This is a genomic window from Pseudomonas sp. HLMP (genome assembly GCF_046365545.1).
In the GTDB taxonomy this organism is placed as follows: Bacteria; Pseudomonadota; Gammaproteobacteria; order Pseudomonadales; family Pseudomonadaceae; genus Aquipseudomonas; species Aquipseudomonas guariconensis_B.
In genome coordinates this window covers 491,690-514,393 of the sequence record NZ_JBDLLR010000001.1, presented here as the reverse complement: position 1 = coordinate 514,393, position 22,704 = coordinate 491,690, and the positions used below count along the sequence as shown (strand labels likewise).

20 protein-coding genes and 4 tRNA genes are annotated in these 22,704 nt (G+C 59.5%); all 24 read right to left on the bottom strand.

The features are described 5' to 3' along the window. Positions 1-3: 3 nt before the first annotated feature. Positions 4-303 carry a 50S ribosomal protein L23 gene (gene rplW, locus ABFA30_RS02530; RefSeq protein ID WP_225788818.1) on the bottom strand — a complete coding sequence of 100 codons (300 nt, stop codon included), beginning with the start codon at positions 301-303 and terminating at the stop codon, positions 4-6. Further along, complete coding sequence (gene rplD, locus ABFA30_RS02525; RefSeq protein ID WP_225788819.1) at positions 300-902, bottom strand: 50S ribosomal protein L4; 603 nt, start codon at positions 900-902, stop codon at positions 300-302. Before rplD ends, rplW begins: the two co-directional genes overlap by 4 nt. Before the next feature lie 12 nt (positions 903-914). Then, positions 915-1,550: a 50S ribosomal protein L3 gene (rplC, locus tag ABFA30_RS02520; RefSeq protein ID WP_225788820.1), complete on the bottom strand. Its 636-nt coding sequence runs from the start codon at positions 1,548-1,550 to the stop codon at positions 915-917. A gap of 80 nt (positions 1,551-1,630) precedes the next feature. Then, positions 1,631-1,942: a 30S ribosomal protein S10 gene (rpsJ, locus tag ABFA30_RS02515; RefSeq protein ID WP_003186070.1), complete on the bottom strand. Its 312-nt coding sequence runs from the start codon at positions 1,940-1,942 to the stop codon at positions 1,631-1,633. Positions 1,943-2,083: 141 nt separating this feature from the next. Further along, a complete protein-coding gene (gene tuf, locus ABFA30_RS02510) occupies positions 2,084-3,277 on the bottom strand; it encodes an elongation factor Tu (protein ID WP_253079911.1) in 1,194 nt (397 codons plus the stop codon). Positions 3,278-3,307: 30 nt separating this feature from the next. Beyond that, positions 3,308-5,440 carry an elongation factor G gene (gene fusA / locus ABFA30_RS02505; RefSeq protein WP_225790921.1) on the bottom strand — a complete coding sequence of 711 codons (2,133 nt, stop codon included), beginning with the start codon at positions 5,438-5,440 and terminating at the stop codon, positions 3,308-3,310. Between the two features lie 30 nt (positions 5,441-5,470). Continuing rightward, the gene (gene rpsG / locus ABFA30_RS02500) at positions 5,471-5,941 is read right to left on the bottom strand and encodes a 30S ribosomal protein S7 (RefSeq protein ID WP_003246741.1); all 471 of its coding nucleotides are present in this window, start codon (positions 5,939-5,941) and stop codon (positions 5,471-5,473) included. Positions 5,942-6,044: 103 nt separating this feature from the next. Beyond that, positions 6,045-6,416 (bottom strand): 30S ribosomal protein S12, encoded by a 372-nt coding sequence (rpsL, locus tag ABFA30_RS02495; RefSeq protein ID WP_058070022.1) that lies wholly within the window; start codon positions 6,414-6,416, stop codon positions 6,045-6,047. A 211-nt stretch (positions 6,417-6,627) separates the two neighbouring features. Then, on the bottom strand, positions 6,628-10,827 hold the full coding sequence (gene rpoC / locus ABFA30_RS02490) for a DNA-directed RNA polymerase subunit beta' (RefSeq protein WP_225790920.1): 4,200 nt from the start codon (positions 10,825-10,827) through the stop codon (positions 6,628-6,630). A gap of 64 nt (positions 10,828-10,891) precedes the next feature. Further along, a complete protein-coding gene (gene rpoB, locus ABFA30_RS02485) occupies positions 10,892-14,965 on the bottom strand; it encodes a DNA-directed RNA polymerase subunit beta (RefSeq protein WP_225790919.1) in 4,074 nt (1,357 codons plus the stop codon). 219 nt (positions 14,966-15,184) lie between these two features. Continuing rightward, the gene (rplL, locus tag ABFA30_RS02480) at positions 15,185-15,556 is read right to left on the bottom strand and encodes a 50S ribosomal protein L7/L12 (protein WP_225790918.1); all 372 of its coding nucleotides are present in this window, start codon (positions 15,554-15,556) and stop codon (positions 15,185-15,187) included. An 80-nt stretch (positions 15,557-15,636) separates the two neighbouring features. Continuing rightward, positions 15,637-16,137, bottom strand: coding sequence for a 50S ribosomal protein L10 (rplJ, locus tag ABFA30_RS02475; RefSeq protein ID WP_225790917.1), 501 nt, complete (start codon positions 16,135-16,137; stop codon positions 15,637-15,639). A 199-nt stretch (positions 16,138-16,336) separates the two neighbouring features. Beyond that, the gene (rplA, locus tag ABFA30_RS02470) at positions 16,337-17,032 is read right to left on the bottom strand and encodes a 50S ribosomal protein L1 (RefSeq protein ID WP_225790916.1); all 696 of its coding nucleotides are present in this window, start codon (positions 17,030-17,032) and stop codon (positions 16,337-16,339) included. Next, positions 17,032-17,463 carry a 50S ribosomal protein L11 gene (gene rplK / locus ABFA30_RS02465; protein ID WP_070094635.1) on the bottom strand — a complete coding sequence of 144 codons (432 nt, stop codon included), beginning with the start codon at positions 17,461-17,463 and terminating at the stop codon, positions 17,032-17,034. Before rplK ends, rplA begins: the two co-directional genes overlap by 1 nt. 119 nt (positions 17,464-17,582) lie before the next feature. Continuing rightward, the gene (gene nusG, locus ABFA30_RS02460; RefSeq protein ID WP_011531880.1) at positions 17,583-18,116 is read right to left on the bottom strand and encodes a transcription termination/antitermination protein NusG; all 534 of its coding nucleotides are present in this window, start codon (positions 18,114-18,116) and stop codon (positions 17,583-17,585) included. A gap of 9 nt (positions 18,117-18,125) precedes the next feature. Continuing rightward, a complete protein-coding gene (gene secE, locus ABFA30_RS02455) occupies positions 18,126-18,494 on the bottom strand; it encodes a preprotein translocase subunit SecE (RefSeq protein WP_225790915.1) in 369 nt (122 codons plus the stop codon). A 44-nt stretch (positions 18,495-18,538) separates the two neighbouring features. After that, positions 18,539-18,614: transfer RNA gene (locus ABFA30_RS02450), tRNA-Trp, on the bottom strand. Between the two features lie 55 nt (positions 18,615-18,669). Then, positions 18,670-19,863 carry an elongation factor Tu gene (gene tuf / locus ABFA30_RS02445; RefSeq protein WP_253079911.1) on the bottom strand — a complete coding sequence of 398 codons (1,194 nt, stop codon included), beginning with the start codon at positions 19,861-19,863 and terminating at the stop codon, positions 18,670-18,672. 85 nt (positions 19,864-19,948) lie between these two features. Further along, positions 19,949-20,024: transfer RNA gene (locus tag ABFA30_RS02440), tRNA-Thr, on the bottom strand. A gap of 25 nt (positions 20,025-20,049) precedes the next feature. Continuing rightward, positions 20,050-20,123, bottom strand: a tRNA-Gly gene (locus ABFA30_RS02435). A 23-nt stretch (positions 20,124-20,146) separates the two neighbouring features. Beyond that, positions 20,147-20,231, bottom strand: a tRNA-Tyr gene (locus ABFA30_RS02430). A 145-nt stretch (positions 20,232-20,376) separates the two neighbouring features. Beyond that, positions 20,377-20,802 (bottom strand): hypothetical protein, encoded by a 426-nt coding sequence (locus ABFA30_RS02425; protein ID WP_225790950.1) that lies wholly within the window; start codon positions 20,800-20,802, stop codon positions 20,377-20,379. A 7-nt stretch (positions 20,803-20,809) separates the two neighbouring features. Further along, positions 20,810-21,559, bottom strand: coding sequence for a pantothenate kinase (locus ABFA30_RS02420; RefSeq protein WP_410045117.1), 750 nt, complete (start codon positions 21,557-21,559; stop codon positions 20,810-20,812). Then, the gene (gene birA, locus ABFA30_RS02415) at positions 21,549-22,508 is read right to left on the bottom strand and encodes a bifunctional biotin--[acetyl-CoA-carboxylase] ligase/biotin operon repressor BirA (RefSeq protein WP_225790952.1); all 960 of its coding nucleotides are present in this window, start codon (positions 22,506-22,508) and stop codon (positions 21,549-21,551) included. Before birA ends, ABFA30_RS02420 begins: the two co-directional genes overlap by 11 nt. Positions 22,509-22,704: the final 196 nt, after the last annotated feature.

Here is a 22,704-nt window from a genome sequence, read left to right as displayed (position 1 = left end):
TCCTTACTCAGCACTGCTGCTGAAATCGAGATCTTGGCCTGGCTGAAGGGAGACGATCGCCTTCTTCCAGTCATTACGCTTGCCCAGACCACGTACAGTGCGCTTGGTCTTGCCCAGAACGTTGACGGTGGTCACGTTCTCGACCTTGACGCCGAACAGGCCTTCGACAGCTTTCTTGATTTCCAGCTTGGTTGCGTCGGTAGCAACCTTGAATACGAACTGGCCTTTTTTCTCAGCCAGAACGGTAGCCTTCTCGGAAACGTGCGGGCCAAGGAGGACTTTAAATACGCGTTCCTGGTTCATCCCAGCAGCTCCTCGAATTTCTTCACGGCCGAGACAGTGATCAACACTTTCTCGTATGCGATCAGACTGACCGGGTCGGAACCCTGGACGTCACGTACGTCGACGTGCGGCAGGTTACGAGCAGCCAGGTACAGGTTCTGATCAACGGCGTCGGAAACGATCAGTACGTCGTTCAGACCCATGCCGTTCAGCTTGTTCAGCAGGTCCTTGGTCTTCGGCGCTTCGACAGCGAAGTCCTGGACAACGACCAGACGCTCGCTACGTACCAGCTCGGAGAGGATGGAGCGCAGGGCTGCGCGGTACATCTTCTTGTTGAGCTTCTGCGAGTGGTCCTGAGGACGAGCTGCGAAGGTGACACCACCGCCGCGCCAGATCGGGCCACGGGTGGTACCGGCACGAGCGCGGCCGGTGCCTTTCTGACGCCACGGGCGCTTGCCGCCACCGGTCACGTCGGAACGGGTCTTCTGCTGCTTGGTGCCCTGACGGCCGCCGGCCATATAGGCCACGACTGCTTGGTGTACCAGCGTCTCGTTGAATTCGCCACCGAAAGTCAGTTCGGAAACTTCGATCGCCTGAGCGTCATTTACATTAAGTTGCATGTCAGTTTCCCCTTAACCGCGAGCCTTGACAGCCGGACGCACGACCACGTCGCCGCCAGTAGCGCCTGGAACGGCACCCTTGATCAGCAGCAGGTTGCGCTCAGCGTCTACGCGTACCACTTCCAGGGACTGAACAGTCACGCGCTCGGCGCCCATGTGACCGGACATTTTCTTGCCCTTGAATACACGACCAGGAGTCTGGCACTGGCCGATGGAGCCTGGGACGCGGTGCGATACGGAGTTACCGTGGGTGTTGTCCTGGCCGCGGAAGTTCCAGCGCTTGATGGTACCGGCGAAGCCTTTACCCTTGGACTGACCCGTAACGTCTACCAGCTGGCCTGCAGTGAAGAGTTCAGCTTTGATCAAGTCGCCAGCCTGGAACTCGCCTTCTTCAAGACGGAACTCCCAGACACCGCGACCAGCGGCAACGTTCGCTTTGGCGAAGTGACCAGCCTGAGCGGCAGTCACGCGCGAAGCACGACGCTCGCCGACAGTGACTTGCACTGCACGGTAGCCATCGGTTTCTTCAGTTTTGAACTGGGTGACGCGATTCGGCTCGATCTCGATGACCGTGACCGGAATGGAGACACCTTCTTCGGTGAAAATGCGGGTCATGCCGCACTTACGACCGACTACACCAATAGTCATGTTGTAAACCTCATGAGTGTACGGGGCTTTCACCCGCTATGGCCGCCCATTTCAGAGCGTTACACGACCAGACCGAAGTCTTAGCCGAGGCTGATCTGTACTTCCACGCCGGCCGCGAGATCGAGCTTCATCAGCGCGTCAACGGTTTTATCCGTCGGCTGGACAATGTCCAGAACACGCTTGTGAGTACGGATCTCGTACTGGTCACGCGCGTCTTTGTTGACGTGCGGGGAGACCAGAACGGTGAACCGCTCTTTGCGGGTAGGCAGTGGAATAGGACCACGCACTTGTGCACCAGTACGTTTCGCGGTTTCCACGATTTCCTGGGTGGATTGGTCGATCAGGCGATGGTCGAATGCCTTCAACCTGATGCGGATTTGCTGATTTTGCATTGGATTTCAGACTCCAGGCTGTTCCCACCGGGCGCACTACGCCCGTTAAAAGGAGGCGTGATTCTATAGACGCCCCTATATAGTGTCAACCCAATAAAAAAAGCCCCCGCTGAGCGGGGGCTTTTTCAACCGATCGAGTGATTACTCGATGATTTTGGCTACGACGCCGGCGCCGACGGTACGACCGCCTTCACGGATGGCGAAACGCAGACCTTCTTCCATCGCGATGGTCTTGATCAGGGTGACTTCCATCTGGATGTTGTCACCTGGCATTACCATCTCGACGCCTTCCGGCAGTTCGCAGGAACCGGTCACGTCAGTGGTACGGAAGTAGAACTGAGGACGGTAGCCTTTGAAGAACGGAGTGTGACGGCCGCCTTCTTCCTTCGACAGGACGTAGACTTCTGCGGTGAACTTGGTGTGCGGCTTGACCGAACCCGGCTTGGCCAGAACCTGACCACGCTCGACTTCGTCACGCTTGGTGCCACGCAGCAGAACGCCGCAGTTCTCGCCAGCACGGCCTTCGTCCAGCAGCTTGCGGAACATTTCAACGCCAGTGCAGGTAGTCTTGGTGGTCGGACGCAGGCCGACGATCTCGACTTCTTCCTGGATGCGGACGATGCCACGCTCAACACGGCCAGTTACAACGGTACCGCGACCCGAGATCGAGAACACGTCTTCGATCGGCATCAGGAACGGCAGGTCGATGGCACGAACCGGCTCAGGAATGTAGCTGTCCAGGGTTTCGACCAGCTTCTTGACGGCGGTGGTACCCATTTCGTTGGTATCTTCGCCGTTCAGCGCCATCAGGGCCGAACCGATGATGATCGGGGTGTCGTCGCCCGGGAAGTCGTAGGTGGACAGCAGGTCGCGAACTTCCATCTCGACCAGTTCCAGCAGCTCGGCGTCGTCAACCATGTCAGCCTTGTTCAGGAAGACAACGATGTACGGAACGCCAACCTGACGGGACAGCAGGATGTGCTCACGAGTCTGAGGCATCGGACCATCGGCAGCCGAGCAGACCAGGATAGCGCCGTCCATCTGGGCAGCGCCGGTGATCATGTTCTTGACGTAGTCGGCGTGGCCCGGGCAGTCAACGTGCGCGTAGTGACGAATGTTGGAGTCGTACTCTACGTGAGCGGTGTTGATGGTGATACCACGTGCTTTCTCTTCCGGAGCGGAGTCGATCTTGTCGAAGTCGACCTTGGCCGAACCGAAGACTTCGGAGCAGACGCGAGTCAGAGCTGCGGTCAGAGTGGTTTTACCGTGGTCAACGTGACCGATGGTGCCAACGTTGACGTGCGGTTTGTTACGTTCAAATTTTTCTTTAGCCACGACAGTGAACCTCTTGCCTAAAGGGCTGGATTAGCCTTGTTTTTTAACGAGCGCTTCGACGATGTTCGACGGAGCTTCGGCGTATTTGGAGAATTCCATGGAGTAGCTCGCGCGACCCTGAGACATGGAACGAACGTCGGTTGCATAACCGAACATCTCTCCGAGCGGAACTTCAGCACGGATAACCTTGCCGGAGACCGAGTCTTCCATACCCTGGATCAGACCACGACGACGGTTCAGGTCACCCATCACGTCACCCATGTAGTCTTCAGGGGTCACCACTTCCACCTTCATGATCGGCTCAAGCACCTTACCACCGCCCTTCTGGGCCAGTTGCTTGGTCGCCATGGAGGCAGCGATCTTGAACGCCATCTCGTTGGAGTCGACGTCGTGGTAGGAACCGTCAAACACGGTAGCCTTCAGACCGATCAGCGGATAGCCGGCGACAACGCCGTTCTTCATCTGCTCTTCGATACCCTTCTGGATCGCTGGGATGTATTCCTTCGGAACCACACCACCCACGACTTCGTTGGTGAAGACCAGACCTTCGGTGATGTTGCCCTTTTCGTCGGCATCAGGCTGCGAGAAGCGAACCCAGCAGTGACCGAACTGACCGCGACCACCGGACTGACGAACGAACTTGCCTTCGATCTCGACGTTGTCCTTGGTGATGGTTTCACGGTAGGAAACCTGCGGCTTGCCGATGTTTGCCTCAACGTTGAACTCGCGCTTCATGCGGTCGACGATGATGTCCAGGTGCAGCTCACCCATACCGGAGATGATGGTCTGACCGGTTTCTTCGTCAGTCTTGACGCGGAACGACGGGTCTTCCTGGGCCAGCTTGCTCAGGGCGATGCCCATCTTCTCCTGGTCAGCCTTGGTCTTCGGCTCAACGGCTACCGAGATGACCGGCTCCGGGAAGTCCATGCGCTCGAGGATGATTGGCTTGTCGGCGTCGCACAGGGTTTCACCGGTGGTGACGTCCTTCATGCCGATCAGGGCCGCGATGTCGCCAGCGCGCACTTCCTTGATCTCTTCACGCTGGTTGGCGTGCATCTGCACCATACGACCAACGCGCTCTTTCTTGCCCTTGACCGAGTTGATGACGGAGTCACCGGAGTTCAGGACGCCCGAGTAGACGCGAACGAAGGTCAGGGTACCGACGAACGGGTCGGTAGCAATCTTGAACGCCAGAGCCGAGAACGGCTCGTTGTCGTCGGCACGACGCTCGTCTTTCGGAGCGTTCTCGTCTTCGATGTGGTCCGGGTGGATACCCTGGATTGCAGGGATCTCGGTCGGAGCAGGCAGGAAGTCGATGACGGCGTCGAGAACCAGGGGAACACCCTTGTTCTTGAACGAGGAGCCGCAGACGGCAGGAACGATCTCGCTTGCCAGGGTACGGGCGCGCAGACCAGCCTTGATGTCTTCGACGGACAGGTCACCTTCTTCAAGGTACTTGTTCATCAGCTCTTCGTTGGCCTCGGCAGCGGACTCGACCATGTTGGCACGCCACTCTTCAGCCAGCTCCAGCATATCGGCAGGAATTTCTTCCTCGCGATAGGTGGTGCCCTTGTCGTCATCGTTCCAGTAGATGGCTTTCATCTTGATCAGGTCGACCTGACCCTGGAAGTTGTCCTCGGCACCGATAGCCAGCTGGATCGGGACCGGGGTGTGACCCAGGCGGTTCTTGATCTGACCGACAACGCGCAGGAAGTTGGCGCCGGCGCGGTCCATCTTGTTCACGTAGACAACACGTGGAACGCCGTACTTGTTGGCCTGACGCCATACGGTTTCGGACTGCGGCTCAACGCCGGAGGTACCGCAGAACACGACGACCGCGCCGTCGAGTACGCGCAGCGAACGCTCTACTTCGATGGTGAAGTCAACGTGGCCGGGGGTATCGATGACGTTTACGCGGTAGTTGTCGTACTGACCACGAGAACCTTTCCAGAAGGTGGTGACAGCAGCGGAGGTAATGGTGATACCGCGCTCCTGCTCCTGAACCATCCAGTCGGTGGTCGCGGCGCCGTCATGCACCTCGCCCATCTTGTGGCTCAGGCCTGTGTAGAACAGGATCCGCTCGGTAGTGGTAGTCTTGCCCGCGTCAACGTGGGCACAGATACCGATGTTACGGTAGCGGTTAATTGCTGTAGTACGAGCCATAAAGCCCTCGCAAAAAGATTGATGCCTGAATTAGAAGCGGTAGTGCGAGAAAGCCTTGTTGGCTTCGGCCATACGGTGTACGTCTTCACGCTTCTTGACTGCAGCACCTTTGCCTTCAGCGGCATCCAGCAGCTCGCCAGCCAGGCGCAGCGCCATGGACTTCTCGCCGCGCTTGCGGGCGTAATCTACCAGCCAGCGCATTGCCAGCGCGTTACGACGGGATGGGCGAACTTCGACCGGAACCTGGTAAGTGGCACCGCCGACACGGCGGGACTTTACTTCGACCAGCGGAGCGATGGCGTCGAGAGCTTTCTCGAAGATTTCCAGGGGATCGCTGTTCTTGCGTGCTTTGACGGTATCCAGGGCACCGTAAACGATGCGCTCGGCTACGGCCTTCTTGCCGCTTTCCATCACGTGGTTCATGAACTTGGCGAGGATCTGGCTTCCGTATTTCGGATCGTCCAGGATCTCACGCTTGGCTGCTACACGACGTCTTGGCATTGATAAGCCCTCAAACGGTCTTCAGGTTAGCTCGGGACTGACGGCGATGCCGCACCCGACCTTACTCTTATCGACTCAAATAGATAAAAAGGTGCAAGCGGCCTTACTTCGGACGCTTGGTACCGTACTTCGAACGGCCCTGCTTACGGTCTTTGACGCCGGAGGTATCCAGCGAACCGCGCACGGTGTGGTAACGAACACCTGGCAAGTCCTTTACACGACCGCCACGGATCAGAACAACGCTGTGCTCTTGCAGGTTGTGGCCCTCACCGCCGATGTACGAGGAAACCTCGAAACCGTTGGTCAGACGCACACGGCATACTTTACGCAGTGCCGAGTTAGGTTTTTTCGGCGTAGTGGTGTACACGCGAGTGCACACACCACGACGTTGCGGGCAGTTCTGCAGCGCAGGAACGTCGGATTTATCGACGATACGCTTACGCGGCTGACGTACCAGCTGGTTGATAGTTGCCATCTACTAGCTCCACTGATTGTCTTGCGACGCTATTGTCTTGCAAGAAAAGCCAAAAATTGGCGAGACAGAGCCTCACCAAATTTAAGGGTACAAAAGTCTAAAGAGGATCTTGCACCCAGTCAAGACGAGGCCCCGGCCCTCCCCGCCCGGTCATCGGCAACAATTCATGTCACCGATGACCACGAGGATGTGCCGGGGCCCTGCCCTGTACTCAGTTGCCGCTGGAGTTCAGCGCTTCGGTCAGTGCGGCTTCCACCTCACTGGCACTCACGCGCAGCGGCTTGTCGGCATCACGGCGACGCTTGCGCTCGCTGTGATAGGCCAGACCGGTACCGGCCGGGATCAGACGACCCACGACCACGTTCTCCTTCAGGCCGCGCAGGTAGTCGCGCTTGCCGGTTACCGCCGCTTCGGTCAGCACGCGGGTGGTTTCCTGGAAGGACGCCGCGGAGATGAACGACTCGGTCGACAACGAGGCCTTGGTGATACCCAGCAGGACGCGACCGAACTTGGCCGGGAACTTGTCCTCGGTAGCCAGGCGCTCGTTCTCCACCAGCACCTGGGTCAGCTCGACCTGGTCGCCCTTGATGAAGCTCGAGTCGCCGGCCTCGGTGACTTCGACCTTACGCAGCATCTGACGCAGGATGGTCTCGATGTGCTTGTCGTTGATCTTCACGCCTTGCAGGCGGTAGACGTCCTGGATCTCGTTGACGATGTACTTGGCCAGCGCGCTCACACCCAGCAGGCGCAGGATGTCGTGCGGATCGCTCGGACCGTCGGAGATGACTTCGCCGCGGTTGACCTGTTCGCCTTCGAAGACGTTCAGGTGGCGCCACTTCGGAATCAGCTCCTCGTACGGATCGCTGCCATCGTTCGGGGTGATGACCAGACGACGCTTGCCCTTGGTCTCCTTGCCGAACGCGATGGTGCCGCTGACCTCCGCCAGGATCGAAGCCTCCTTCGGACGGCGCGCTTCGAACAGGTCGGCAACGCGTGGCAGACCACCGGTGATGTCGCGGGTCTTCGAGGTTTCCTGCGGGATACGCGCGATGACGTCGCCGACACCGATCTGCGCACCGTCAGCCACACCCACCAGCGCGTTGGCCGGCAGGAAGTACTGGGCAGGCACGTCGGTGCCTGGCAGGTACAGGTCCTTGCCATTGGCGTCGACCATCTTGATCGCAGGACGGATTTCCTTGCCTGCGGCCGGACGATCCTTGACGTCCATCACCTCGATGTTGGTCAGGCCGGTCAGTTCGTCGGTCTGACGCTTGATGGTGATGCCTTCCTCCATGCCCACGAAGGTCACGGTACCTTTCAGCTCGGTGACGATCGGGTGGGTGTGCGGGTCCCACTTGGCGACGATGGCGCCAGCTTCGACCTTCTCGCCTTCCTTGACCGAAATCACCGCACCGTATGGCAGCTTGTAGCGCTCGCGCTCGCGGCCGAATTCGTCGGCAATGGCCAGCTCGCCGGAACGCGATACGGCAACCAGGTTGCCATCGGCGCGCTCGACCTGCTTGAGGTTGTGCAGACGGACCATACCGCCGTTCTTCACCTGGACGCTGTCAGCGGCCGAGGTACGGCTCGCGGCACCACCGATGTGGAAGGTACGCATGGTCAGCTGGGTACCCGGCTCACCGATCGACTGGGCGGCGATGACGCCGACAGCTTCACCGATGTTCACCTGGTGACCGCGAGCCAGGTCGCGACCGTAGCACTTGGCGCAGATGCCGTAGCGGGTTTCGCAGCTGATCGGCGAACGCACGACCACTTCGTCGATGCTGTTCAGCTCGATGAACTCGACCCACTTCTCGTCGACCAGGGTACCGGCCGGAACGATGACATCGTCGGTGCCAGGCTTGAACACGTCGCGGGCAACCACACGGCCCAGTACGCGCTCGCCCAGCGGCTCGACCACGTCGCCGCCTTCGATGTGCGGGGTCATGACCAGGCCTTGGTCGGTGCCGCAGTCGATCTCGGTCACCACCAGGTCCTGGGCCACGTCGACCAGACGACGGGTCAGGTAACCGGAGTTCGCGGTCTTCAGCGCGGTATCCGCCAGACCCTTACGAGCACCGTGGGTCGAGATGAAGTACTGCAAAACGCTCAGGCCTTCACGGAAGTTCGCGGTGATCGGGGTCTCGATGATCGAGCCGTCCGGCTTGGCCATCAGGCCACGCATACCGGCCAGCTGACGGATCTGGGCCGCGGAACCCCGCGCACCGGAGTCCGCCATCATGTACATGGAGTTGAAGGACTCCTGCTCGACTTCCTTGCCCTCGCGGTCGATGACCTTCTCTTTCGAGAGGTTGGCCATCATCGCCTTGGACACTTCGTCGTTGGCCTTGGACCACAGGTCGATCACCTTGTTGTACTTCTCGCCCTGGGTTACCAGGCCGGAAGCGTACTGGCTCTCGATCTCCTTCACTTCCTCGGTGGCGGTACCGATGATGCGCGCCTTCTCATCCGGGATGACGAAGTCGTTCACACCGATGGACACGCCGGAAATGGTCGAGTAGGCAAAACCGGTGTACATCAGTTGGTCAGCGAAGATGACGGTTTCCTTCAGACCCACCACGCGATAGCACTGGTTGATCAGCTTGGAGATCGCCTTCTTCTTCATCGGCTGGTTGACCACGTCGAACGGCAGGCCCGCCGGGACAACCTGGAACAGCAGCGCACGGCCGACAGTGGTGTCGACGATGCGGGTGTTATGGACGACACTGCCATCACGCTCTTTCACGGTCTCGTTGATACGGACCTTGATCTTGGCGTGCAGGGCAGCCTCGCCGGCGCGGAATACGCGGTCGACTTCCTGCAGGTCGGCGAACACACGGCCTTCGCCTTTTGCATTCACGGCTTCACGGGTCATGTAGTACAGACCCAGGACCACGTCCTGGGACGGCACGATGATCGGCTCACCGTTGGCAGGCGACAGGATGTTGTTGGTCGACATCATCAGCGCACGCGCTTCGAGCTGGGCTTCCAGGGTCAGCGGCACGTGAACGGCCATCTGGTCACCGTCGAAGTCGGCGTTGTACGCAGCACAGACCAGCGGGTGCAGCTGGATCGCCTTGCCTTCGATGAGCACCGGCTCGAACGCCTGGATACCCAGACGGTGCAGGGTCGGTGCACGGTTGAGCAGGACGGGGTGTTCGCGGATCACCTCGGCGAGAACGTCCCAGACCTCCGGCAGCTCGCGCTCGACCATCTTCTTGGCGGCCTTGATGGTGGTCGCCAGGCCACGCATTTCCAGCTTGCCGAAAATGAACGGCTTGAACAGCTCCAGAGCCATCTTCTTCGGCAGGCCGCACTGATGCAGGCGCAGGGTCGGGCCTACGGTAATTACCGAACGGCCGGAGTAGTCCACACGCTTACCGAGCAGGTTCTGACGGAAACGACCCTGCTTACCTTTGATCATGTCGGCCAGGGACTTCAGCGGACGCTTGTTCGAGCCGGTGATGGCGCGACCGCGACGGCCGTTGTCCAGCAGGGCGTCGACCGCTTCCTGCAGCATGCGCTTTTCGTTGCGCACGATGATGTCCGGCGCCGACAGGTCGAGCAGGCGCTTCAGACGGTTGTTACGGTTGATCACCCGACGATACAGGTCGTTCAGGTCGGAGGTCGCGAAACGACCGCCATCCAGCGGCACCAGCGGGCGCAGGTCCGGCGGCAGCACCGGCAGGACGGTCAGGACCATCCACTCGGGCAGGTTGCCCGAACCCTGGAACGCTTCCATCAGCTTCAGGCGCTTGGACAGCTTCTTGATCTTGGTTTCCGAGTTGGTCTGCGGAATCTCTTCACGCAGGCGACCGATCTCGTGCTCCAGGTCGATGGCGTGCAGCAGCTCGCGGACAGCCTCGGCACCCATACGGGCGTCGAAGTCGTCACCGAACTCTTCCAGCGCTTCGAAGTACTGCTCGTCGTTCAGCAGCTGGCCCTTCTCCAGGGTGGTCATGCCCGGATCGATCACGACGTAGCTCTCGAAGTAGAGCACGCGTTCGATGTCACGCAGGGTCATGTCCATCAGCAGGCCGATACGGGACGGCAGCGACTTCAGGAACCAGATGTGGGCAACCGGCGAGGCCAGCTCGATGTGCGCCATGCGCTCACGACGAACCTTGGCCAGGGCGACTTCGACGCCGCACTTCTCGCAGATCACGCCGCGGTGCTTGAGGCGCTTGTACTTGCCGCACAGGCACTCGTAGTCCTTGACTGGGCCAAAGATCTTGGCGCAGAACAGGCCGTCGCGCTCAGGCTTGAACGTACGGTAGTTGATGGTTTCCGGCTTCTTAACTTCACCGAACGACCACGAACGGATCATCTCAGGCGACGCCAGACCGATGCGGATAGCGTCGAACTCTTCGACTTGACCCTGGTTTTTCAGCAAATTCAGTAGGTCTTTCAAGGCCTTTCCTCCTGGCGGAGCAGGGAGCGGGCTCTAGCAGCCCCGCCCCCCTTCGCGTCACGTGTTATTCGGTTTCCAGATCGATATCGATACCGAGCGAACGGATCTCTTTGATCAACACGTTGAAGGACTCGGGCATGCCCGGCTCCATACGGTGATCGCCATCCACGATGTTCTTGTACATCTTGGTACGGCCGTTCACGTCGTCCGACTTCACTGTGAGCATTTCTTGCAGGGTGTATGCCGCGCCATATGCTTCCAGCGCCCACACTTCCATCTCCCCGAAACGCTGACCACCGAACTGCGCCTTACCACCCAGCGGTTGCTGGGTAACCAGGCTGTAGGAACCAGTGGAACGCGCGTGCATCTTGTCGTCCACCAAGTGGTTCAGCTTGAGCATGTACATGTAACCCACGGTCACAGGACGCTCGAACTTGTTGCCGGTGCGACCGTCGAACAGCTCCATCTGGCCGCTCTCAGGCATGTCGGCCAGCTTCAGCATGGCCTTGATCTCGCGCTCCTTGGCACCATCGAAGACCGGGGTAGCCATCGGCACGCCCTTCTTCAGGTTGTTCGCCAGTTCCAGGATCTCCTGGTCGCTGAACTCGTCCAGGTTTTCCTGGCGGCCACCGATCTCGTTGTAGATCTCGGTCAGGAAGCCACGCAGCTCCGCGGCCTTGCGCTGCTCTTCGAGCATGCGGTTGATCTTCTCGCCCAGGCCCTTGGCCGCGAGGCCCAGGTGGGTTTCGAGGATCTGACCGACGTTCATACGCGAAGGTACGCCCAGCGGGTTGAGGACCACGTCGACCGGAGTGCCATTGGCATCATGCGGCATGTCCTCGACCGGCATGATCACCGAGACCACACCCTTGTTACCGTGACGACCAGCCATCTTGTCACCCGGCTGGATGCGACGGCGGATAGCCAGGTAGACCTTGACGATCTTCAGGACGCCCGGTGCCAGGTCATCGCCCTGCTGCAGCTTGCGCTTCTTGTCCTCGAACTTGTCGTCCAGCAGACGACGACGGTCGACGATGTAGGCCTGGGCCTTCTCCAGCTGCTCGTTCAGGGCGTCTTCGGCCATGCGCAGCTTGAACCACTGGCCGTGCTCCAGGCCGTCCAGCACTTCGTCAGTGATCACGGTGCCCTTCTTCAGGCCCGCGCCACCGTCGACCACCTGGCCGTTCAGGGCTGCACGCAGACGCTCGAAGGTTGCGCCTTCGACGATGCGGAACTCTTCGTTGAGGTCCTTGCGGATCTCGTCCAACTGCATCTTCTCGATGGCCAGAGCGCGACTGTCACGCTCGACGCCATCGCGAGTGAAGACCTGGACGTCGATGACGGTACCCTTGGTGCCGGTCGGCACACGCAGGGAGGTGTCCTTCACGTCGCTGGCCTTCTCACCGAAGATCGCGCGCAGCAGTTTCTCTTCCGGCGTCAGCTGGGTCTCGCCTTTTGGCGTGACCTTGCCGACCAGGATGTCGCCAGCGCCGACTTCGGCACCCACGTAGACGATACCGGCTTCGTCCAGCTTGTTCAGCGCCGCTTCACCGACATTCGGGATATCCGCAGTGATTTCCTCTGGGCCGAGCTTGGTGTCGCGGGCCACACAGGTCAGTTCCTGGATGTGGATGGTGGTGAAGCGATCTTCCTGGACCACACGTTCCGACAGGCAGATGGAGTCCTCGAAGTTGAAGCCGTTCCACGCCATGAACGCGATGCGCATGTTCTGGCCCAGGGCCAGCTCACCCATGTCGGTGGACGGACCGTCGGCCATGATGTCGCCGCGCTGGACCACATCACCCTTGCTGACCAGCGGACGCTGGTTGATGCAGGTGTTCTGGTTCGAACGGGTGTACTTGGTCAGGTTGTAGATGTCGACACCCGCTTCGCCGGTCTCGACCTCGTCATCGGCAACGCGCACGACGATACGGCTGGCGTCGACCGAGTCGATCACGCCACCACGGCGGGCCACGACGCAGACACCGGAGTCACGGGCGACGTTGCGCTCCATGCCGGTACCGACCAGCGGCTTGTCAGCACGCAGGGTCGGCACGGCCTGACGCTGCATGTTCGAACCCATCAGTGCACGGTTGGCGTCGTCGTGCTCGAGGAACGGGATCAGCGAGGCAGCGACGGAAACGACCTGCTTCGGCGAAACGTCCATCAGGGTGACGTCTTCCGGCGCCTTGACGGTGAATTCGTTCAGGTGACGGACGGCAACCAGTTCGTCGATCAGTTGCTTCTGCTCGTTCATCGCGGCCGAAGCCTGGGCAATGACGTGGTCAGCCTCTTCGATCGCCGACAGGAACACGATCTCGTCGGTGACGACGCCTTCCTTCACCACGCGGTACGGGCTTTCCAGGAAGCCGTACTGGTTGGTGCGGGCATAGGCCGCCAGGGAGTTGATCAGACCGATGTTCGGACCTTCAGGCGTTTCGATCGGGCACACGCGGCCGTAGTGGGTCGGGTGTACGTCACGGACTTCGAAGCCAGCGCGCTCACGGGTCAGACCACCTGGGCCGAGCGCGGAGACGCGGCGCTTGTGGGTGATCTCGGAAAGCGGGTTGTTCTGGTCCATGAACTGGGACAGCTGGCTGGAACCGAAGAACTCTTTCACCGCCGCCGCAACCGGCTTGGCGTTGATCAGGTCCTGTGGCATCAGGCCTTCGCTTTCGGCCATCGACAGGCGTTCCTTGACCGCGCGCTCGACGCGCACCAGGCCAACACGGAACTGGTTCTCGGCCATTTCGCCGACGCAACGGACGCGACGGTTGCCCAGGTGGTCGATGTCATCGACGATACCCTTGCCGTTACGGATGTCGACCAGGGTCTTGAGCACGTCGACGATGTCTTCCCGGCTCAGCACGCCAGAACCTTCGATCTCGGTGCGACCGATACGACGGTTGAACTTCATGCGGCCAACGGCGGACAGGTCGTAACGCTCGGCGCTGAAGAACAGGTTGTTGAACAGGGTCTCGGCGGCATCCTTGGTTGGCGGCTCGCCCGGACGCATCATGCGGTAGATCTCGACCAGGGCTTCCAGCTGGTTGCTGGTGGTGTCGATCTTCAGGGTATCCGAAATGAACGGACCGCAATCGATGTCGTTGGTGTACAGGGTTTCGATGCGGACGACCTGAGCCTTGGCGATCTTGATCATCAGCTCGGTGGTCATCTCGGTGTTGCACTCGGCCAGGATCTCGCCGGTGGCCGGATGCACGATGGCCTTGGCGGTGGTGCGGCCCAGTACGTATTCCAGCGGGACGTCCAGCTCCTTGACGCCAGCTTTCTCCAGCTGGTTGATGTGGCGCGCGGTGATACGGCGGCCTTGCTCGACGATGATCTTGCCGTTGCCGTCATGGATGTCCATGACCGCGACTTCGCCACGCAGACGCTGCGGCACCAGCTCCAGGCTCAACTTCTCACCGGAAACGTGGAACACGTTGGTGGTGTAGAAGGTGTTCAGGATTTCTTCGGTGCTGTAGCCCAGGGCGCGCAGCAGTACCGAGGCCGGCAGCTTGCGGCGACGGTCGATACGCACGAACACGCAGTCCTTCGGATCGAACTCGAAGTCGAGCCAGGAACCGCGGTAAGGAATGATGCGAGCGGAGTACAGCAGCTTGCCGGAGCTGTGGGTCTTGCCACGGTCGTGGTCGAAGAACACACCAGGCGAACGGTGCAGCTGGGAAACGATCACACGCTCGGTACCGTTGATAACGAAGGTACCGTTCTCAGTCATCAGGGGGATTTCACCCATGTAGACTTCTTGCTCTTTGATGTCCTTGATCGCTTTGTTCGACGACTCCTTGTCGAAGATGATCAGGCGCACCTTCACCCGCAGCGGGACGGCGAACGTCACGCCACGAAGGACACATTCCTTCACATCGAAGGCCGGCTCGCCCAGGCGATAGCCGACGTACTCCAGGGCAGCATTGCCGGAGTAGCTGATGATCGGGAATACCGATTTGAAGGCCGCGTGCAGGCCGACGTCGCGGAACTGATCCTTGGATGCTCCCGCCTGCAGGAATTCGCGGTACGAATCCAGCTGGATGGCCAGGAGGTAAGGCACATCCATGACGTCCGGCAACTTGCTAAAGTCCTTGCGGATACGTTTTTTCTCAGTGTATGAGTAAGCCATCAGCGTTCCCCAGCTTGGTCACCTGCTTGTTTGGCTTCTCCCGGCGGGAGCAGCCAGAAAATCGTGCAAACCCCATGGTTTGCGCCACCCTCTTGGGTGTTTGCAGCTCGTTATCGGGGCCGATCTGACCGGCCACCAATAACGGAAAAAGGCCGGTGGCATAAGCCACCAGCCATCAGCCGTTTGCTCAACGCTCGGGCTGGGATCGCAAAGTCGCGATTACTTCAGCTCGACGCCAGCGCCAGCTTCTTCCAGCTTCTTCTTCGCGTCTTCAGCGGCTTCTTTCGAAACGCCTTCCAGCAGAACCTGCGGAGCGCCGTCGACTTTCTCTTTGGCTTCCTTCAGGCCCAGGCCGGTGATTTCACGAACGACCTTGATCACGTTGACTTTCTTCTCGCCAGCGGAAGCCAGGACAACGTTGAACTCGGTTTGCTCTTCAGCAGCAGCAGCGCCGCCAGCGGCAGGAGCAGCAGCAACGGCAGCAGCAGCGGTAACACCGAAGGTTTCTTCCATCGCCTTGATCAGCTCGACGATTTCCATAACGGATTTCTGGCCGATCGCTTCGATGATTTGCTCGTTAGTCAGAGACATGACTATGAATTCCTGTATTGGGGTGACAGCCTACGCAGCCATCAAATTAAACATGTGATTTCGAAAGTACTCACGCCGCCTTAGGCAGCAGCAGCTTCTTTCTGGTCGCGAATAGCTGCCAGGGTACGAGCCAGCTTGCTGGTAGCGCCTTGAATAACGCTCATCAGCTGCGCGATGGCCTCGTCGCGGGTCGGCAGGGTTGCCAGTACGTCGATCTCGTTTGCTGCGAGGAACTTGCCCTCGAACGCAGCTGCCTTGATCTCGAACTTGTCCTGACCCTTGGCGAACTCCTTGAACAGACGAGCGGCAGCGCCCGGGTGTTCGTTGGAGAAAGCGATCAGGGTCGGGCCTTTGAACGCGTCGTTCAGGACCGAGTAGTCGGTGCCTTCAACAGCGCGCTTGAGCAGGGTGTTACGTACGACACGTACGTAAACGCCAGCTTCGCGGGCCTCTTTACGGAGTCCGGTCATTGCGCCTACAGTCACACCACGGGCATCGGCCACGACAGCGGACAGAGCGACTTTGGCAGCCTCGTTGACTTCAGCGACGATGGCCTTCTTGTCTTCGAGTTTAATTGCCACGGGTTTACTCCTGGTTTTTACCGTTTCATCCGACCGAGGCCGGATGTCGTTTTGGTGTCTGATTCGGTAACGAATCGGGAGCACCATCTGCGTAGGCTTGAGGTTTAAGGCTTGCGCCGCCTACGGTCTTGGACAGCCCCCGCCAGGCAGGGACCCCAATCTCTTGCTGCCGGCGCGAACCTGTCGCGCCGGCATGGTGTTACACGTTCAGCGAGCTCTGATCGATGACCAGACCTGGGCCCATGGTGGTGCTCAGGGTGACGCGCTTGACGTAGATACCTTTCGCGGAAGCCGGCTTGATACGCTTCAGGTCGGCGATCAGGGCTTCAACGTTTTCCTTCAGCTTGACAGGCTCGAAGCCGACCTTGCCGACGGAGGTGTGGATGATACCGTTCTTGTCGGTACGGTAGCGAACCTGGCCGGCCTTGGCGTTTTTGACGGCGCCGGCCACGTCTGGGGTCACGGTACCGACTTTCGGGTTCGGCATCAGGCCACGAGGACCCAGAACCTGGCCCAGTTGGCCGACAACGCGCATGGCATCCGGGGAAGCGATGACGACGTCGTAGTTCAGGTCGCCGCCTTTCATTTCGGCAGCCAGGTCGTCCATACCTACACGGTCAGCACCGGCAGCCAGAGCGGCTTCGGCAGCTGGACCCTGGGTGAAGACAGCAACGCGGACAGTCTTGCCAGTGCCATGCGGCAGCACGGTGGCGCTGCGAACGACCTGGTCGGACTTACGCGGGTCAACGCCGAGGTTGACAGCGACGTCGAAGGACTCGGTGAACTTCACGGCGGACAGTTCAGCCAGCAGGGCAGCGGCCTCTTCGATGTTGTAGCTCTTGCCAGCTTCGACTTTCGAAGCAATGGCCTTTTGGCGCTTGGTCAGCTTAGCCATTACACACCCTCCACGTTCAGGCCCATGCTGCGGGCGGAGCCGGCGATGGTGCGCACGGCAGCGTCCAGGTCAGCTGCAGTCAGATCAGCCTGCTTGGTCTTGGCGATCTCTTCGAGCTGGGCACGGGTCACGGTACCGACCTTGACAGTGTTCGGGCGAGCCGAACCGCTGGTCAGGCCAGCTGCTTTCTTCAGCAGAACCGAGGCAGGGGTGCTCTTGGTTTCGAAAGTGAAGCTACGGTCACTGTATACAGTGATGATCACCGGAGTCGGCAGGCCTGGCTCTTGACCCTGGGTACGGGCGTTGAAGGCCTTGCAGAATTCCATGATGTTCACACCGTGTTGACCCAGTGCTGGGCCAACGGGTGGGCTTGGGTTGGCCTGGCCGGCCTTAACTTGCAGCTTGATGTAAGCCTGAATCTTCTTAGCCATGAGCTACTCCAAAATCGGGTACGAACGCCAGATGGCTCCCCGGATGACTTGCGTTTTATCCCAGTGACGACAAAACCCCGCAGCACATGGAGCTGCGGGGTATGGGATGCGTCGTTCGCCTAGACCTTCTCGACCTGGCTGAACTCGAGCTCCACCGGAGTAGAGCGACCGAAAATGAGCACTGCCACCTGGAGCCGGCTCTTTTCGTAGTTAACTTCTTCGACACTGCCGTTGAAGTCAGCGAAGGGACCGTCAATGACGCGAACCACTTCACCCGGCTCGAACAGCGTCTTCGGCTTCGGCTTGTCGCTGCCGTCGGCTACGCGACGCAGGATGGCCTCGGCCTCTTTATCGGTGATCGGCGCAGGCTTGTCTGCGGTACCACCAATGAAACCCATGACACGAGGGGTATCCTTGACAAGGTGCCAAGTCCCTTCGTTCATTTCCATCTGGACCAATACATAGCCAGGGAAGAACTTACGCTCGCTCTTGCGCTTCTGGCCGTTACGCATTTCTACGACTTCTTCGGTCGGAACCAGAATCTCGCCGAATTCATCTTCCATGCCAGCCAGCTTGACGCGCTCGATCAGGGAGCGCATGACATGCTTCTCGTAACCCGAGTAAGCATGCACAACGTACCAACGCTTAGCCACGGGACACCCTTAGCCAACAATCAAGGAGACCAACCAGCCGAGCAGGGAGTCGAGCCCCCACAGCAGCAGCGCCATAACCAACACGACAACCACGACGATCAGCGTGGTTTGAGTGGTTTCCTGGCGGGTCGGCCACACGACTTTACGGATCTCGGTACGAGCTTCCTTCGCCAGCGCAAAGAACGACTTGCCCTTTGCAGTCTGCAGGGCAACGAAGCCTGCGACAGCAGCTAGAGCGAGCAGTGCGAGAACGCGGTACAGAATCGGAGAAGCGGAGTAATATTGATTACCCACTACGCCAACAACTACCAATGCAACAACAGCCAGCCACTTGAACAGATCAAAACGCGATTCTTGGGCTTCAGTCTTGGGAGTCATCGGGGAGGATCCTGTGAGAAGAAAGCCAATCACACCGAGGTGAATGGCAGGTCAGGAGGGAATCGAACCCCCAACCTACGGTTTTGGAGACCGTCGCTCTGCCAATTGAGCTACTGACCTTTAACGCTGTATCAGGCCGGCCATTATGCCGGCCTGATCGAGAGAAATCAACTACTTATTCAATAATTTTCGCTACGACACCGGCGCCGACGGTACGACCGCCTTCACGGATGGCGAAACGCAGACCTTCTTCCATCGCGATGGTCTTGATCAGAGTGACTTCCATCTGGATGTTGTCACCTGGCATTACCATCTCGACGCCTTCCGGCAGTTCGCAGGAACCGGTCACGTCAGTGGTACGGAAGTAGAACTGAGGACGGTAGCCTTTGAAGAACGGAGTGTGACGGCCGCCTTCTTCCTTCGACAGGACGTAGACTTCTGCGGTGAACTTGGTGTGCGGCTTGACCGAACCCGGCTTGGCCAGAACCTGACCACGCTCGACTTCGTCACGCTTGGTGCCACGCAGCAGAACGCCGCAGTTCTCGCCAGCACGGCCTTCGTCCAGCAGCTTGCGGAACATTTCAACGCCAGTGCAGGTAGTCTTGGTGGTCGGACGCAGGCCGACGATCTCGACTTCTTCCTGGATGCGGACGATGCCACGCTCAACACGGCCAGTTACAACGGTACCGCGACCCGAGATCGAGAACACGTCTTCGATCGGCATCAGGAACGGCAGGTCGATGGCACGAACCGGCTCAGGAATGTAGCTGTCCAGGGTTTCGACCAGCTTCTTGACGGCGGTGGTACCCATTTCGTTGGTATCTTCGCCGTTCAGCGCCATCAGGGCCGAACCGATGATGATCGGGGTGTCGTCGCCCGGGAAGTCGTAGGTGGACAGCAGGTCGCGAACTTCCATCTCGACCAGTTCCAGCAGCTCGGCGTCGTCAACCATGTCAGCCTTGTTCAGGAAGACAACGATGTACGGAACGCCAACCTGACGGGACAGCAGGATGTGCTCACGAGTCTGAGGCATCGGACCATCGGCAGCCGAGCAGACCAGGATAGCGCCGTCCATCTGGGCAGCGCCGGTGATCATGTTCTTGACGTAGTCGGCGTGGCCCGGGCAGTCAACGTGCGCGTAGTGACGAATGTTGGAGTCGTACTCTACGTGAGCGGTGTTGATGGTGATACCACGTGCTTTCTCTTCCGGAGCGGAGTCGATCTTGTCGAAGTCGACCTTGGCCGAACCGAAGACTTCGGAGCAGACGCGGGTCAGAGCAGCAGTCAGGGTCGTCTTGCCATGGTCAACGTGACCGATGGTGCCGACGTTGACGTGCGGCTTGTTACGTTCGAACTTTTCCTTGGCCATCGAGGCAATCCTCCGCGGAAGAAATAAGCAAGTCACTATCGCCATTAAAACAAAGGCAGATATTTTCATATCTGCCTTGTCTATATGGAGCTCTTGAGCGGACTTGAACCGCTGACCTCACCCTTACCAAGGGTGTGCTCTACCAACTGAGCTACAAGAGCGAAACTCTTTCGAAAACAGCAAGCCTGGAGCGGGTAGCGGGAATCGAACCCGCATCATCAGCTTGGAAGGCTGAGGTTCTACCACTAAACTATACCCGCGGAGCTTACGGCTCTCGCTAAACTGGTGGAGGGGGAAGGATTCGAACCTTCGAAGTCGTAGACGTCAGATTTACAGTCTGATCCCTTTGGCCACTCGGGAACCCCTCCTAAGTGTGGGCGGCATTTTCAACTCTTGCCATCCCGCTGTCAAGCTTTTTCTCATTTAAAATCTTGAGGTTAGCTACGTTGACAGCAGCTTCCGGTTCCATCACCTCAGTGGTGTTCCCTGCGAAGCGGGCGCCATTCTATCAAGCTATTCGCCAGTTGCAATACCCTCGCACAAAATAATTTTATGTTTTAAGTCTTTGAAATCCTTGGAAAGACTATCGAGCACGGCTTGGTCCAGCAAACGCTCGCTTTGCGCCGCGACCTTCAACCAGCGACCGTCCGCCCCTGGCAGTTGGCCAGACACAGGAACAGTCGCAATGTCCAGACTCAACAAGCGCTGACGCAACGCATCGATCTGCTCCTGGGCCGCCAGACCACCAATCACCAGGCATTCGTCGCGACGCCTGGCCGGCGACGCCACACCGGTTTCGCGAAGCAGGCGAATTTCCTGCTGGTTACCTTTGTACAACGACAACGGAGCGACTTCCTTGACCTTCAAGGGGGCTTCCTGCTGGTGCCAGATGTAATAGACAACGTTGAGCACCACCAACAGCAGAAACAACCAGCGCATAGACACCTCAATCCAAGGGGCAGGCCATTGCCAGGCCGACGAAGACCAAGTCAGGAACCACGCGCGCCTGCGGAGCCGACTCACGCACCAGTGGCGCATCCCCCCCGGTCAGGAACACCGCGAAATCATCGCCCCATAACGCATGCGCCTGCTCGATCTGCGTACGCGCAAAGCCCTGGAGCATGAGCACACAGCCGCGCTCGACCGCCTCGACGGTGGAGCGTCCAGGGGCAAGGCTCGCCAGCGCACGCTCCGCCGATGCGTCGTCATAGCGGATCCGTCGGGTGTGAGTGCGTAGCTGGCTGCGCATCAGCGGCATGCCCGGACAGATGTAGCCACCCAGGTGCAAGCCATCGGCAGCCACGAAGTCAGCCTTTGCAGCCGTTCCCAGGTCGATGACCAGGCAGGCGCCCTTCGCGAGGTGATAGGCCCCCAGGGCGGCCAGCCAGCGGTCCATCCCCAGGCGCTCGTAGTCTTCGTAGCCGTTGCGCACGCCGGCCATCTCCCTCGCTGGTTGAGCGACCTGCGAATGGACGGCGAAGTTTCGCCCAAGCAGCGCACAGAGTGCGTCGGTTTCTTCCTCGCTGCGCACACTCACCATCCGGCATCCCACCAAGCGCAGGGAAGGCAGCGCCGACACCGCGACCAGGAGAGCCTGGTCGGAATCAACGATCCCTCCACCTACGATCGTCGCATCGCAAGCATGGATCACGCGCCACTTGATGAAGCTGTTACCGCAATCGAGCTCAAGAATCATCCCGCAACCTCAAACTGAGCTCACCACCGCTGAAGCTCTTTTCCACACCCTCGACATCAAGGCGCAAGCCGCCTTGCCCATCTACACCCAGCACGACGCCGTCGACCCGGTTATTCCCGGCGATCAGAGACACCTTACGACCTTGCCACAGGTTGGCCTGCTCCCATTCTTCCTGGAAGGCTGCAAAGCCATAGCGCCGATGACGCGCCAACTCATGCTGCAACTGCTGGTTGAGCAACGCGACAAGACGATTGCGATCGACCGCCATGCCAGTCTCACGCTTCATCGACGTCCATACCTGGTCGACCTGGTCGTTGGCCTGCATATTCACATTGATACCGATGCCCAGTACCACATGGCAGACGTCTGCCGGGTCTCCCACAAGTTCCAGGAGGATGCCGGCGATCTTGCACTCTCCGACCAACAGGTCGTTTGGCCACTTCAGGCCGACACCACCCACCCCGAACGCCTGCAGGGTGCGCATTACAGCAAGGCCCACCACCAGGCTCAGGCCCTCGAGCTGGCGCATGCCGCCTTCGACTCGCAACACCAGGCTGTAGTAGAGATTCTCGGCGAAAGGGCTCACCCACTGTCGACCACGTCGTCCACGACCGGCACTTTGCCGCTCGGCCAACACCACGAAGGGGGCTGGCTGGCCCTGCGCAATGCAACGCAGCGCCTCGGCGTTGGTCGAATCGATCGTCTCATGGATGAACAGCGGCCAATGCTCGCCCTCGGAATAGTTGGCGATCAGCTGCGACTCGAGCAGGGTCAAGGGCACGGCCAATTGATAGCCGCGCCCACGCACCTTATGAATGACAAGGTTCAATTCGCTTTCCAGGTGCTGCAGCTGCTTCCAGACAGCGCTGCGACTCACCCCCAAGGCTTCCCCCAGGGCCTGCCCGGAATGAAACCGGCCATCCTTGAGGAGATTCAACAACTTCAGCATGCCAGTCTCGACCAGGAATAAGGCTGGCATGATAGCCACGGCCTGAAGGCTTGCATAGGTAAAGGGTGTTAGCAGACGACCGCCTGGGGTTGCTGGCACCGGCCCCGTCGCCAATCCCCAGCCAGGCGCCAGAAAGACAAAACCCCTACCTGCTCGCGCAGATAGGGGTTTTGCGAAATGAATCTTGACGATGACC